Here is a 15552-nt window from a genome sequence, read left to right as displayed (position 1 = left end):
ATGTGTTACGAGTAGAATTAATTCTAATTTAAATGCAACCACATAAATTTATTTGTTGTTAATTTTAATATTCAAACTACTCAAAAAGCATGTTGAAGATGGCTCTATTACTTTAATAGAAAAGACTCAAAAACTATTATTTAAAGTGTTAAAAAATAGCCTAAACAACTCACTATAAGCTATAAGGAAATAAAGAATGAAAGGTAAAACAGTTCACTTCAAAATGACAACGCTCTCAGTTGCTATTGCTACAGGACTTATATCAAGCTATGTACAAGCAGATGAAGCAGATAAAATTGAACCAATTGTTGTTACGGCGAGTGTTTTAGGTAACTCTGAAGTTGAAGATATTAAATTATTTACAGGTAGCCGTAGTATTTTAACATCAAAAGAATTGGAAAAAACAGGCGCTCGATCTATTGATACAGCCCTTCAACAAATACCGGGTGTAAAGATCTTAGATGAAACAGGTACAGGTGTTCTACCTAATGTATCTATACGTGGTGTAACATCAAGCCGTAGTGGTCATGCTCAATTCTTATTAGACGGTATTCCTCTAAGTCTTGCTCCGTACAGTCATAATGGGCAATCTTTATTTCCTGCAACCTTAGAAATGATTGATCGTATTGATGTTGTACGTGGAGGTTCAGCAGTGCAATACGGTCCTAATAATGTAAGTGGTGTTATTAATCTTATTTCTAAACCTATTCCAGAAGTATGGACAACAAGTTTAAATGAAAAGGTAACTTTTTTCGGCAACAAAAAAGTACTATATGATACTTCTTTTAGCACGGGTGGTTCAGTTAATGAATATTTTGATATTCGTTTTAGTGGTAATATTTTAAGCGGAGAATCATTTAGAGATCACTCTGATACGGATGTGCAGAATTGGATGTTACAAACAAATTGGAAAATTAGTGATGACAAATCATTAGCAACAACATTGCAATATTATGAGGCAGATACAGAATTACCTGGAGCCTTAAATCCAGCTGCCTATAAAGAAGATAGAATTCAATCATTACGTACTAACGATGCATTTGATGCTAACACCATCCGTTTATCAACAACTTACAATCAAATATTAGGTGATATTGGTATTGCTGATTATGCTGAATTTGATCTGATCACTTTTGCTAATAAAAGTGACCGAGAATTTTCATTTGAAAATGATGCCAATACTTTAACTCCTCCAACACTATTCCATACAGCCCCACGAGAGTTTGAGATTTTTGGAATTGAACCTAGAGCAACAGCTTTTATTGATGGGGAGATAACACAAGATTGGATAGTTGGGACTCGTTATGTACATGAAGATATAGATCAAAGTCTTAATCGATTTTTTTATGATGGCGTGACTGAACCAAGACTCATACGCAATAGAAAAGTAACCACTAATGCAATGGCTTATTACGTAAGTAATAAAATTGGATTTTTTGATGACCGTTTTGTTGTAACACCTGGTATAAGGTACGAAGATGTTCGTTTGTCTTACGATGAAGTTGTCTCTGGTGCACAACAAAAACAGCATATTAAAGAAGTGCTACCTAGTTTAACATTAGGTTACACCCTATCTGAGCAATGGTTTACTTTTGCAAATGTGCAAAAATCATTACGTACGCCGCAAGTATCCCATTTAACAAGCACAACACAAACTGATTCAATAGATCCTGAAATATCATGGAACTATGAAGTAGGGACTCGTTTCACACCAACGCATAATAGCAGCATTAACTTAACTTTATACCGAATTGATAATAAAGATAAAATAGAGTCGAACAGTACCGGTACTCAATTTGAAAACATTGGTAAAACTCGTAGCCAAGGGGTTGAAATTGAAGGACAGTTTTCACCAGAAAACTTACCAGAATTAACCTTACGAGCTTCGTACAATTATCTTGATACAGAACAACTTGAAGGTGATAACAAAGGAAATGAGCTTCAAGATGCTTCAAAACATCAATTCTCTGCAAGTGCTTCTTACAACTATAACGACATTGATTTAGGTTTAAGCGCTTATTATTACAGTAAAGCATTTTCTGACTCAGCAAATACTGTTGAGGAAGATGAAACGGGTGAAGTCGGTGAATTACCAGCTTATACTGTCGTTAATTTAACAGCGGCAACTGAGTTATATAAGAAAGGAACACAAAGTTTAACAGCGAGTGTCGCTTTAAATAATGCATTCGATAATGACTATTACTTTAGAGGACTAGATGTTTCTGCCATTGGACGGATACCAGCACCAGGGCGATCTGTATCTTTAAATCTTGGTTATAAATTCTAAATCTGATTAATAAAATTTAGAATTGAAACATAAATATTTATTAGAAAAAAGGGACCAATAAGTAAATTTATTAGTCCCTTTTTTATTAGTAAGTTAATAAGCAGGTTAGCCTATCAATAATTACTTACTTAATTTTGTTAAGCTAAATTGATTTGATATTAATTACTTGCATCTTTTTTACTCGGTTACATGTGCATATAACGTTTAATCTTCTTGGTTGGTGTTTTGATAAAAGGTTCCGTTTGTTCAACCACTGAGTTCAGTTTAGAGAATGAAGATAAAAGTCCATTTGATTCATTTTTAATGTTTTCTAACAACACAAGGATCTCTTTGTGTAAATCAGAATCAGTTTCTGTTTTAAGGTTATGTTGCTCATCAAACAGGTCATAATCGATGTAAATTTTAGCAACGAGTTTCTTTTCTAACTCATAGACCATTGAATCAATGACTAAAGGATGACGATTGATCACGTTTTCTATCGACTCAGGGTAAATATTTTCACCACTAGAGCTGATGATCACATTTTTAGTACGGCCACTAATGGTTAAAATCCCCATTTCATCCGCATAACCTAAGTCGCCAGTATTAAACCAACCATCTTCGTCTAATACTTCTTTCGTGCGTTCTTCTTCTTTGTAATAACCTAACATCACATTAGGACCACGAACGTGTAATTCACCTTCTTTATCTTCTTCATTTTGCTTAATGAATCGATATTCCATCTCAGGTACAAATATTCCTGTTGTGCCTAAACGAGTATTCCCAGGGACAGCACCAGCAATAATAGGCGCCGTTTCCGTTAATCCATATCCAATAGCATAAGGAAAGTTAGCTTCTAATAAGAACTGTTCTACGTAGCTTGATAATTTAGCACCACCAATACCAAAGAACTTCATTTCACCACCAAAACTTTCCATCAGCTTTTGACCGGCTATCTTATTAAGCTTTTTACGTGCAAAGCTGACATTGTTGTACAGGTACTTGATCAGTTTGTTTTTATTAAACTCAACTAATATTTTGTTTTTATAAATTTTCTCAATCACCAATGGCACACTTAACATACAAGTAGGTTTAACAGTTTGCATTGCCGCTAGGATGATTTTTGGCGAAGGTACACGGTTAATGTAATGTATAGAACCACCATTAGAAAAAGGCACTAAGAAACCAACTGAACATTCAAAGGTATGCGCTAAAGGCAATATAGAAAGGAAGCGATCTTGATCGTGTATATCTGTCAATGTATTCGCTTGGTAAAGTTGTGCCATTAAGTTGTAATGACTTAGCATAACGCCCTTTGATTGACCGGTTGTCCCTGACGTATAAATAATCACAGCCAGATCGTTTGGGTTAATGGTTAAGGTGTTGTCTATCTCACTCATTTTTAACAATTTCTTTTGTTGTGCAAACTGTATTGCTTTGTCTTTCATTTGCGCAATAGTTTGCACACCTTTAACAAAAAGCTCTGAATGCTTAGGTGTTTTATCTTCAATTAAATCAAACGTTTCTAATGAGAACACATAAGATAAGCTAGAACTAAAATCATCTTCATTTAATTTAACACTCAATTTTTGAGAAACAAAAACCGCTTTAACTTCAGAGTGTTTAATAATGTGATGGATTTCATTAGTATGAAAGTCTGGCAAGATAGGAACTGCGATAGCACCCATTGCAGTTATCGCTAAATAAACGATTCCCCAATGTGGCATATTCTCACTGCATATCGCAATTTTATCACCTTGCTTTAGTCCTAAATCTTTAAACATTGCCTGTAGTTGAATGACTTTTTGTTGTGCTTCTTGGTAAGTAAAACCTTCTTCACCTACATTGCACACAAACGTATTCGACGCATATTTTTTAAATGAATGATCAGCTAAAGACATTAAGTTGTTATGAGAAAGATTAAGCGACATATTAAAGCCTTTATATTTGAGTAAACGATTGATTCGTGACTAGTTACTAAGCTCAGGATTCAATAAATGATTAAGTTGTTTATGAATATTATATCAACAACCTAACGTAAAACGACTAAAATGCGCATTGTAATGCTGATTATCAGAGTCTTATAACACTTTCAGGGATTAAACTATCCATAATGCCTAAAACAGTCACTTTAAAATAAATAGAATACTTTTAAATTGCATAATAAGTAATCACTTTCACTATTTATAGCCTTTCCGCCTTCATTACAGGCATATCATTCATTAAATTTAAAAGGATGTTATAGCAACACTTAAAGCTGTGTTAAAATCCTTTTTTTTATTTATAGAGACAATTTTTATGGCACGCCAAGTAACTTATTTTTATCAAGGCACTAAAAAAACCATCGCATTTTCATTCAGCCAACACTTTGATATTTTTGAAGCGGTAGCCGCTGCAGAAGGTGTTGATTTAAAATCGTTTTGGGCGATGGAAAAGCAACTTGAAATGAGTTCACGTGGTCAAGGTATCATGAAAAACTACCGTGCAAATGAATTTGAACGCATGGGCTTTTCAGAAATAAAATTTGTAAGAGACGAAACAAAAGATAAAGAAAATAAAGAGAAGAAAGAAAAATAAGTTTGCTCAAGATCATGGTGGATAGCACTATATGAACGAGACTAATAACCAGAGTCATAATACAAACACTGAGCACTTACGTGAGATGAACGAAATAGAACATCTCTATTTGGCTCACGTGTTGGGTACGTTACCCGCACCTAAAAAACGCTACCTTAAAGCGGCCCTTAATACCGCTGTATTTTGGGTGTTTTCATTGTTCGGCTTTTGTATTCTTTGGTTCATCAGTAGTTTGATATTAACTACCTTTTCTTCCATCGATATTGGTGTTAGTAGTGCTTATTCAACAGTTATATTCCCTATAGCCGTTGTTACTGCAGGATTATTTTCTTTTAATTCAACGAAAAAATGGTTATCCACCTCTGAAAGTGGTTATACCCATGTTAAGGCTGATTTATCGGCGCAAAAAGTACAAGCTGAACGCTATAAAGTAAAATCAGTGAAATGTTTTAAAGAGCCAAAACACGGTGGTTTATTATATTTTTTATTATTGAAGCACCCTGTTTCTAAACAAAAAAGTATTAGAGTTATTTATGATTATGAAAGTCAGAATGACAAGGTTGACCCTAAATTATTATTAAAGATTAAAACTACTTTAACCATTTGCACTGCCCCAAATTCAAAGATTGTGGTCGATAATGTATTTGAAGGAGATCCTGTCACTAAGGTTGAATACCTTGATTTAGCAGCGCCTCCTGAACAATGGCCTACCCCTGATAGTTGGGAAGATATTGAGTGGTCTTCATTACAGCAAGTTTATTCAAAGTAATACACTCCAATAAAACATGAACGTTTAATAATATTAGACATTCATCCACGCGAGTTAATGTTATTGATAAGTTAATGCTTCTTGGTGAGTTAATGCTTCTTTGTGAGCTGATAATTGTTGGTTAATAACTACAATCATTAATTCTATTTTCTAAAAGGTAAGGTTAAAGCTAAGCGCTAATAATAGGTTATTACGAATGAGTGATAGTCGATATAAGCGAGTAACTAGTTATTAAAAAAGGCCTATTAAAGAAAGGATTAACACTAAAAAAACCAATAAGAAGCTCTCCCTTTGAACTTTTTATTGGTTGATTAATTTTATAGTATTTTATAGTTTATAAAGTGTTTTTGATAAACCATTACTTCTAAAGTATTGCTTCTAAGCTAACGAGATTGGGTCTGGCAGTTTGATAATACGTTTCTCTAACACTTTTAATAACACGCCATATGCAGGTAAGAATAAACACAGGCTCACTAACAATTTAAAACCGTAATCTACCATCGCAATTTCAGGCCAATTAGCCGCCATGAACTCATCGGTTGATGCGTAAAAAGCTAAAGAGAAGAAGATTAAGGTATCCAGCAAGTTACCTAATAAAGTGGATGCCGTTGGTGCAATCCACCAAGATTTAGTCAGGCGTAAATTGGCAAATACTTTAATGTCTAGTAATTGTCCAAATAAGTACGCAGCAAAACTTGCAGCAGCAATGCGTAATACAAAGCTATTATAATTAGCGAGTGCATCCATCCCTTGAAATATACCTTGATGAAATAATACACCAATGACATAAGAGACAACTAACGCAGGCAGCATAGCTTTAAAAATGATACGTCGAGCATTCTTCTGTCCGAATATTCTGACCGTCAAATCCGTTGCAAGATAAACAAAAGGGAAACTAAAAGCACCCCATGTAGTGTGCCAGCCAAATAAAGTAAACGGCAATTGTACTAGGTAGTTACTAGCACAAACGATAATGATGTGAAATCCAACCAATAGCGTAAGCGCACGGCGAATTTGCGTGTTTGAAAGTGATAACATATTTTGACCTTTTTATTGTGGCTTTTACTGCCACTTTTTAATGTAACAACGGGGTGAGGGAACCCGCTTATTATGTGCCCAACTGTTTAGTGATAGCTTATAGCTAACCTAATTAACTGTATTGTTATATCAATATGGGGGCGCATATTATAGGGTGATAATGACACAATACAACCCTTTTAATCGTTCCTTCCCTGCTCAATTAACACAAGATACCTGTAATAATAGGTAATATAACGTTATACTGTATATAAACACACTTAAGCGAGTTAATTATGTTTGCGAATAAGCCAATTAAGATTGCAAAGGATATTGATGGGGTTCGTCGAAGTGCTTTTTGGCATTTATCACGTCGAGACCATAGCCAAGCAGAACTATTAAAAAAGCTTCAACGTAAAACGGATAACCAAGAGTGGATAGAAACCGTCATCAATGAATGCTTAGATTACAATTATCTTGATGATCAACGTTTTACGGAGTCCTTTATTCGTGGCTCGCAAAATAAAGGTTATGGCGCGACTCGTATAAAACAAGATTTAAAATTAAAAGGCATTGGCGAACTGTTAATTAAACAAACATTTGATGACAATGAGTTCAATTACATTGATGCTGCTCAGCAATTATTAAGTAATAAATATCGAGAAGCAATTGTCACTCAACATTTAAAACAGAAAGCGATGGGATTTTTACAGGCCAAAGGACATAGTTTCGATGTTATTGCATTAGCCATTGAATCACATAATGAAGGTTTTCCAACACCCACGTTTAATGATCTCGATGAAGCTTGTTTACTGCTTTCTAAGAAATTCAAAGTAGCAATTGAGGATCAAAAACAGAAAACCAAAGCACTAAGACACCTTACTTCTCATGGTTATGACTATTCAAAGTCCAATCAAGCGATAAAGTTATTTAATCAACATTTAGCGTTAGATGAATAATTGATTAAAGTTAAAAATAATCATATAAAAACAACAGTATACAAAAAGTAATACTAAATAAAACTTAAGACGATTGAGACTCCAAGACATTAAGTCTGATTTGATAATACGGAAAAATTCATGGCAAAAGCAAAAACAAAAATTTCCTACGTATGCAGTGACTGTGGTGCTGATTATACTAAATGGCAAGGTCAATGCGGCGAATGTAAAGCTTGGAATACAATCACTGAATTTCGAGAAGCATCAAGTACAACTAAATCAGTTAATGCCGCCATTAATCGTAATCAAGTCGGTGGTTATGCCGGTGTAACCACTAATGGCGTGCAACGAATTTCAACTGTACAAGTAGAGAACGCACAACGTGTCTCAACAGGTTTAAGTGAATTAGACCGCGTATTGGGTGATGGTATTACATTAGGCTCAGTGGTATTAATTAGCGGCGACCCCGGTTCTGGTAAAACCACCCTACTCACTAAAGTGGCCTCTGTCATGTCACAGACGATGTCCACTTTATATGTCACCGCTGAAGAAAGTTTAAGCCAGTGGGCTAAACGTGGCATTGAAAGGTTAAACCTACACTTTAATGAAGATAATTTTTTATTATCAGATACTGACAGCATTGAAGATATTGTTAACCAATGTATCGAAAATAAAGTGAAGTTTTTAATTGCCGATTCCATTCAAGCTTTTGAATCAAATTCAGTGGATGGCTCTGCAGGTGGTGTCACTCAAGTTAAAACTTGTGCAAAAATATTAAACCGTTTATGTAAACAACACGGCATTACCTTGATTTTAGTCGGTCAGGTAAATAAAAACTCGCAAATGGCGGGACCACAAACACTCAAACACATTATTGATACGGCGATTCACATTGAAGTGAATGATGCTTCTGTACGAATTTTACGTGCCGATAAAAATCGTTTTGGTGATACTGAGCAAGTGGGTATTTTTCAAATGACCGAAAAAGGCATGCGCTCTGTTGATAATCCAAGTCGCTTATTTTTATCTGGTAGTGAAGAGCACTTTGAAGGCTCCGCTATCTCAGTGATTAAAGATGGTGCTCGTAACCTATTAATTGAAATACAAGCGTTAGCGACGGAAGTTGAAGGAGAAAAATCAATTAGAAACTGTATTGGTGTTTCCTATAGCCGTTTATCGTTAATCACCGCGGTACTCAAAAAACACGGTGGAATTCCTACTTATTACGATATTAATATCAGTCTAGTGGGCGGTTTAAAAATGGCAGATTCTGAAACATCAACCGATATGGCGGTGACCGCCGCTTTGCTCAGCTCAATTAACTCAAAGCCTTTACCGAGTGATGCTGTGTTTATTGGTGAGTTAGCCTTAACGGGAGAACTACGTCAGATACCACAAATTGTCCCTCGTGTACGTGAAGCATTAAGCCATGGAAAAAAGCAGATTTTTATCCCTTCTGTGGCTTATCACGCTTCAATGCAACAATTTGTGAAAGGCGATCAAAAAATCATTCCGCTTAAAAACGTACGAGAGTTAATCGAAGCCTTACAATAACCAATAGCGATTATCTTTCACTAACTTTTAAGCTGAGCACCTATAAAATGCTAGCGTATATAACTGAAACACAGTGAGAGACTCTGTTGTTAACTCATTTTTTGGCAAGGGTTTAATAACAAAGTCTCATGCGTTACCATATTAGATGTGTCTGAAAGTTAAGTGAGACTACCAACATGTTAAGTGCGCAATTATTACAAGACTATGGACACCTTTTAAAACCAGAACACGGCCAAGTATTAGACTTAGCTTGTGGTAAAGGCCAAAATGGTTTGTATTTAAAAGAACAGGGTATTGATGTGTTATTTGCTGATATAAAACAGCAAGTATTAGAAAGTTTAGTCACCGATGACAATGTTCTTCAACAGAATACTTGGTGTGCAGACTTTGAGTCTGACTCTCAAACTGATGCCCTCAAGCTCAATAAACTGCAGTTACAGGGTATTATTGTGTTCAGGTATTTACATCGACCATTGTTCAATGCACTTCAACAAGCGGTTCAGCCTGGTGGTATTATTATTTATGAAACATTCACCGAAGCAAACCGAGTATTTGGTAGACCTCATCGTGAACAATTTTTATTAAAAAAGGACGAACTTAAAACACTTTTCAAGGATTGGGATATATTGTTTTATTTTGAAGGCATTAAGCACAACCCAAATCGCGCTATTGCACAAATAGTCTGCAAAAAACGCTAATTTTAAATAGACTACAACTTAAGTAGGATATAACTAAATGCATGATATTAAAAATAAAGAACTGATCAAATCTGGCTCATTCATTAATGGCAACTGGTTAACAACCGACAAACCCTCTGAGCAATTCAAAGTAATCAATCCAGCCACACAGGTATGCTTAAACTCAATTCATAATGCACAAAAAAATGATGCTGAAACCGCGGTTGAAGCTGCAGCAGCAGCCTTTCCAAGTTGGACTAAACTAACAGCCTACGAACGAGCGGAACACTTAACTGCTTGGGCTAAATTAATTACAGAACATGAACAAGATTTAGCACGCTTGTTAACATTGGAACAAGGTAAACCTGTTTCTGAGGCGCTTGCTGAAATTCGTTATGGTGTGAGTTATTTACATTGGTTTAGTGAGGAAGGTAAACGTAGTTACGGTGATGTTATTCCAGCCCTTTCTAACCAACAAAAAATATTAGTGAATAAACAAGCTGTTGGCGTCGTGACATCAATAACGCCTTGGAACTTTCCAAATGCCATGCTTTTACGTAAAGCTTCTGTCGCTTTAGCCGCAGGGTGTACTTTTGTCATTAAACCGGCTGCTGATACACCACTATCTGCGCTAGCATTAGCTCACTTAGCTAACGTTGCTGGGTTACCCGATGGTATTTTTAATGTGGTGGTTAGCACCGAATCAGCAGAAGTGGGTAAAGTATTAACCATGCACCCTAAAGTGAATAAATTCAGTTTCACTGGTTCAACGGGCGTTGGAAAAACATTACTCGCACAATGTGCTGAAGGCGTTAAAAAAGTGTCAATGGAATTAGGTGGTAATGCGCCACTGATCGTATTTGAAAGTGCTGATATTGACGCCGCTGTGAATGGTTTAATCTCTAATAAGTTTAAAAATGCAGGACAAATATGTGTTGCTATCAACCGTGTTTTTGTACACAGCAACATCGCAAATGAGTTTACTGAAAAAGTGATCAAAGCAACTCAACTTATTAAAGCAGGTAATGGACTTGATTCTAAGACTAATATTGGCCCGCTCATTACGCAACAAGCCGTTGATAAAGTCAGTTCATTAGTCAGCTCAGCAGTAGAGCAAGGTGCTGAAATAGCATATCAATCAGAATTAACACTATCTAATAAAGACGAAGCACATGACTCGTTAAAAGCTGACGGTTTCTACCCCGCTACCGTATTAACTAATGTGAATAATGAAATGGACATTGCACAAACAGAAATATTTGGTCCCGTCATTTCAATTATGACTTTTGAAGATGAGACAGAAGTTGTTGAGCAAGCAAATGCAACCGATGCAGGATTAGCTTCTTATTTTTATTCTCAAAATATGAATCAAGTCTGGAGAGTATCAGACGCATTACAGTATGGAATGGTCGGCATTAATGAAACAGCATTATCTAATGCTGCAGCACCTTTTGGTGGCATTAAGGAATCAGGTAGCGGTAGAGAAGGATCAAAATACGGATTAGATGATTACCTAGAAATTAAATATTTATGCTTAGGCGGAATTGAGCAAAAAAGTTAATTATCAAAGAGTCATTAATCTAATTTAACATTTAAGCGTATAAGCATTAAATATACGCTTAATAAGAGACTAAAAATAATAAAGCCCTCTGAGTGACTCGCTATAAGTGACTCAGAGGGCTTTAATTTTATGTACTATATGCACAATAATTGTAAAAATTTAACTATCTGTCAAACATCATGCCTAACATCTCAGAATAAATTAACCATAATAGTATTTCATTAAGTACTTATTAAAGCCTTATAAATACTTATTTTCTTTTAAGTAATCAATAACCTGTTGAGCACAAGCTTGAATAGATTTTTGATCTGTTTGAACATGTATTTCTGGATTAACTGGTTTTTCATAAGCACTATCAATACCTGTGAAATTCTTTATTTCACCAGCACGTGCTTTTTTGTATAACCCTTTTGGATCACGAGACTCACACACGGCTAAAGGCGTATCAATAAAGACTTCAATAAACTGCCCTTCTGGTAATTGTGAACGTACCATTTCACGGTCTGCAACAAAAGGTGATATAAAAGCAGTAGAGACTAATAAACCTGCATCAGCAAAAAGCTTTGACACTTCACCTACTCGACGAATATTTTCAATACGATCAGTATCAGAAAAGCCTAAATCACCGTTTAAACCATGACGAACATTGTCACCATCTAATACATAAGTTTTAGCTTGGTGTTGAAATAGCATTAAATCAACCGCATTAGCAACAGTAGATTTACCTGAGCCACTCAAGCCTGTAAACCATAAGACTGCGGCTTTATGGCCGTTTAATTGACAATGGTCTTGATGTGAAACGCTCGCTTGATGCCATACAACATCAGATGATTTTTCACCATCAACATCTTTTTCTATATACGGGTTATTCATAATATTCTCTCTAATAACAGAAGTCAGTGAACTCAATAAAGCATAACTTCTTATTTAATTAATAAACGTTTACAGTCTATAGGCCAAATACAAAAACAATGGCAAAAACACATGTCACGCTATAAACCAAGCTAACAGGTACACCAATTTTAATAAAATCATTTAATTTATACTGCCCTGCATTGAATACCATCAGATTAGTTTGGTAACCGTAAGGACTGATAAAGCTAGCACTCGCACCAAACGCGACGGCCATAATAAAGGCAGTTGGATTCGCATCAATACTTACCGCAAGACCATAAGCAATCGGGAATATCAATGCAGCGGCGGCGTTATTAGTGACTAATTCGGTCAACAATAAGGTGACAGCATACACTGCAATTAACGCAAGCAATGGACTGAACGAGCCTGAATGATTGCTCATAACTTGTGTAAAGCTGTCTATAACACCGCTATTTTGTAGCGCATAAGACAAGACAATAGCAGCCGATATAATCACCCAAATATCCGTTGGAAAACGTCGAACTAATTCACTACTGGTTAAACACCCACTCAGGAGCAACACACCAAGTAATAGTAAGACCGCTTTAAACAAAGGAATGACACCAATTGCCGCGAGTGCGATAGCAGCAAAAAAACCAAAGATAGCTAATAATTCTTTTTTGCCTGATAAACGCGAATCTAGCTCGACATCCGACAATAATATAAAGTTTTTACGTATGTTACGGCGAGATTTAAAATCTTCACCCACCGCTAAGACCAAAAAATCACCTGGTTTAATTTTGAGTTTACCGATTTTTCCTGATACTTTTTCACCGTCTCGTTTAATGGCGACGACTGCCGCATCAAACAAAGAACGGAAACCAACTGATTTTAATGTATTACCATTTAAAACACTTTCAGGGCGTACGACCACTTCTCGTAAATTACCTAATGGTAAGCCACTATTTTCAGCAAAAATAGATAAACCATCAAATAACCGTAACTGGCTAACTTTAGAAATATCGCCACTGAAGATTAACTTATCATTGGCTTGTATCACTTCATTCGGAGTGATCGCCGTAAGTTGTAAATCACCACGCATAATTTCTACTAAAAATAGAGACTGTAAATGACGTAAACCATTTTGGTCGATGCTTTTACCCACTAAACTAGAATCAGGGTTAACCTTTGCCTCAATAAAATAAGAAGGCGCATCAGTTAATTTCATATCAATGTCGGGCAGTAAAGAGCGACATACATATAATGTAAGACCACAAGTCCCGACTAAACATAAACCGACTAAGGTGAAGTCAAAGAAACCTAATGAGGGTAAGTTCGCATCAAGTACAAGACTATTAACAATCAAGTTAGTCGATGTCCCAACCAAGGTTAATGTACCGCCTAAAATAGCGGCATAGGATAATGGAATTAATAACTTACTTGCAGAGTGATTAGGGTTATTACGAATTGGCGCTAACATGGTTGATACGACAGCAGTATTGTTTAAAAAAGCAGAAGAGAAAACAGTAAAACCGAATAGTCGTAGCCATGTTGAATTATAACTTGGTTTAATCACCTTCATAGCAACTAAACGCAATAAACGGGTTTTTTCAAGGGCAATAGAGCAAAGCATTAACAAAATTAATGTTAATAGTCCTTGATTGGAGAGGCTTTTAATTACTTGGTCTGTTGTCACCATTTGTGTGGAGAATAAAGTCATTAATGCAACGCCGAAGACAACACTTGGACGCTCTTGGAACTTAATTAAACCGATGATAGTGAAGATGAAAACTGCGAGAACAAAATAGGAATGAAGAGTCATGAATAGGCCATCAGTTAAGAGCATTCGGTTACTAGCCTAACACTAGTAACCGAACACTATTTAGCAATTATCCTTTTAGGATATTTTTTGCTTCCCAATGAGGGAAATGTTTGCGAACTAATGCATTAAATTCAACTTCAAACTCACTGTAAGCTGATTTAGGACCTGCAGTTGCTTCAAGTGGACGTTTAATCATGCCCGCTCCAACAGTACCATTAGTTAAACGGTCAATAATAATGAACGCGCCTGTTGCTCTGTTATCTGAGTATGCATCAAACTGAACGTCTTTTGCGACTTCAAAATTACAACTGCCAATTTCATTTAATGCTAATTGCGTCGCTGGTTTCTGTTGAATTGTATTAACATCTGTTTGATAGTTAACAGAAGTAGCAGCACCGACCGTTGTATTACTACCAACTTTTATGATGTATTCACGATCAACGTTTAGTGGTGTTTCATCCATCCAAACAACATCAGCTTCAAAGTTTTTAGTTGATTGTGGTTTTTCATGCGGACGAACAATCATATCGCCACGGCTGATATCAATTTCATCTTCAAGTGTTAGTGTGATCGCCATACCTTGATAAGCAACTTCTAAGTTACCGTCAAAAGTCACAATCTCTTTTACTTTACTTTGCTTACCAGAAGGTAATGCTTCAATTGTATCACCTACACGAATTTCACCCGATGCAACAGTACCTGCAAAACCACGGAAATCTAAGTTTGGACGGTTTACGTATTGAACACCTAAACGGAATTGATCAATTGCATTGCTGCTTATTTCAACTGTGTTTAATAAACGTAATAACGGCGAACCAGGATACCAAGGCATGTTTTCACTTTGGTTTACTACGTTATCACCTTTAAGCGCTGAAATTGGCACAAAACGAACATCAGCAATGTTTAATTGTTTAGCAAATTCACGGTAATCCGCTTTAATTTTCTTATAAACTTCTTGGTCGTAATCAACTGCATCCATTTTGTTGATAGCAATAACAACATGCTTAATACCCAACAAAGAACAAATGTAAGAGTGACGGCGAGTTTGAACTTGTACACCATGACGCGCATCAATCAGGATAATCGCTAAATCACAAGTTGAAGCACCTGTTGCCATGTTACGTGTGTATTGCTCATGTCCTGGTGTGTCAGCAATAATAAATTTACGTTGCTCAGTTGCAAAGTAACGGTAAGCTACATCAATCGTAATGCCCTGCTCACGTTCTGACTGTAAACCGTCAACTAACAATGCTAAGTCAAAAGACTCATCTGTTGTGTTGAATTTTTTAGAATCTTTTTCAATAGCAGCCATGTGATCTTCAAAGATCATTTTGCTATCAAATAATAAACGTCCAATTAAAGTTGATTTACCGTCATCTACACTGCCACAAGTGATGAAACGCATCATGTCTTTATTTTCGTGAACGCGTAAATATTCTTCGATATCCGATGCGATTAGATTTGTATCGTTAGTCATTTTTTTTCCTTAACTCTTTATAGGACTGGGTTATTTAAG

12 protein-coding genes are annotated in these 15552 nt (G+C 35.9%); 7 read left to right on the top strand and 5 right to left on the bottom strand.

Annotated elements, in window-relative coordinates; genetic code table 11:
- Positions 1–196 precede the first annotated feature (196 nt).
- Complete coding sequence (locus tag SP041_RS03475; RefSeq protein ID WP_025564436.1) at positions 197–2287, top strand: TonB-dependent siderophore receptor; 2091 nt, start codon at positions 197–199, stop codon at positions 2285–2287.
- 185 nt (positions 2288–2472) lie between these two features.
- Here the strand turns inward: SP041_RS03475 and SP041_RS03470 are convergent, their stop codons facing one another.
- Positions 2473–4197 (bottom strand): AMP-binding protein, encoded by a 1725-nt coding sequence (locus SP041_RS03470; protein ID WP_025564438.1) that lies wholly within the window; start codon positions 4195–4197, stop codon positions 2473–2475.
- Between the two features lie 367 nt (positions 4198–4564).
- On the opposite strand from SP041_RS03470, the gene SP041_RS03465 reads away from it, so the two are divergent.
- Together SP041_RS03465 and SP041_RS03460 are read left to right on the top strand one after the other, a co-directional pair.
- Complete coding sequence (locus SP041_RS03465; RefSeq protein ID WP_025564440.1) at positions 4565–4843, top strand: DUF2960 domain-containing protein; 279 nt, start codon at positions 4565–4567, stop codon at positions 4841–4843.
- A 31-nt stretch (positions 4844–4874) separates the two neighbouring features.
- Entirely contained in the window at positions 4875–5612 is a 738-nt protein-coding gene (locus tag SP041_RS03460) for a hypothetical protein (protein WP_025564441.1), read from the top strand.
- Positions 5613–5990: 378 nt separating this feature from the next.
- On the opposite strand, the gene SP041_RS03455 is transcribed toward SP041_RS03460, so the two are convergent.
- Positions 5991–6650 carry a 7-cyano-7-deazaguanine/7-aminomethyl-7-deazaguanine transporter gene (locus SP041_RS03455; RefSeq protein ID WP_025564443.1) on the bottom strand — a complete coding sequence of 220 codons (660 nt, stop codon included), beginning with the start codon at positions 6648–6650 and terminating at the stop codon, positions 5991–5993.
- Between the two features lie 275 nt (positions 6651–6925).
- Here SP041_RS03455 and SP041_RS03450 point away from each other — a divergent pair, with 275 nt between their 5' ends.
- From SP041_RS03450 to SP041_RS03435, 4 genes are all read left to right on the top strand, one after another.
- A complete protein-coding gene (locus tag SP041_RS03450) occupies positions 6926–7588 on the top strand; it encodes a regulatory protein RecX (RefSeq protein ID WP_025564445.1) in 663 nt (220 codons plus the stop codon).
- A gap of 120 nt (positions 7589–7708) precedes the next feature.
- A complete protein-coding gene (gene radA / locus SP041_RS03445) occupies positions 7709–9121 on the top strand; it encodes a DNA repair protein RadA (RefSeq protein WP_025564446.1) in 1413 nt (470 codons plus the stop codon).
- A gap of 176 nt (positions 9122–9297) precedes the next feature.
- Complete coding sequence (locus SP041_RS03440; protein WP_025564448.1) at positions 9298–9819, top strand: methyltransferase domain-containing protein; 522 nt, start codon at positions 9298–9300, stop codon at positions 9817–9819.
- A gap of 37 nt (positions 9820–9856) precedes the next feature.
- The gene (locus SP041_RS03435) at positions 9857–11359 is read left to right on the top strand and encodes an NAD-dependent succinate-semialdehyde dehydrogenase (RefSeq protein WP_025564450.1); all 1503 of its coding nucleotides are present in this window, start codon (positions 9857–9859) and stop codon (positions 11357–11359) included.
- Between the two features lie 240 nt (positions 11360–11599).
- On the opposite strand, the gene cysC is transcribed toward SP041_RS03435, so the two are convergent.
- From cysC to cysN, 3 genes are all read right to left on the bottom strand, one after another.
- Positions 11600–12232, bottom strand: coding sequence for an adenylyl-sulfate kinase (cysC, locus tag SP041_RS03430; RefSeq protein ID WP_025564452.1), 633 nt, complete (start codon positions 12230–12232; stop codon positions 11600–11602).
- A gap of 76 nt (positions 12233–12308) precedes the next feature.
- Positions 12309–14036, bottom strand: coding sequence for an SLC13 family permease (locus SP041_RS03425; RefSeq protein ID WP_025564453.1), 1728 nt, complete (start codon positions 14034–14036; stop codon positions 12309–12311).
- Between the two features lie 67 nt (positions 14037–14103).
- Positions 14104–15513 carry a sulfate adenylyltransferase subunit CysN gene (gene cysN, locus SP041_RS03420; RefSeq protein WP_025564455.1) on the bottom strand — a complete coding sequence of 470 codons (1410 nt, stop codon included), beginning with the start codon at positions 15511–15513 and terminating at the stop codon, positions 14104–14106.
- Positions 15514–15552 lie beyond the last annotated feature (39 nt).

Source organism: Psychromonas sp. SP041 (assembly GCF_000470315.2).
In the GTDB taxonomy this organism is placed as follows: Bacteria; Pseudomonadota; Gammaproteobacteria; order Enterobacterales; family Psychromonadaceae; genus Psychromonas.
The sequence above is the reverse complement of the archived record's forward strand: the minus strand, read 5'-3'. Positions and strand labels throughout refer to the sequence as shown.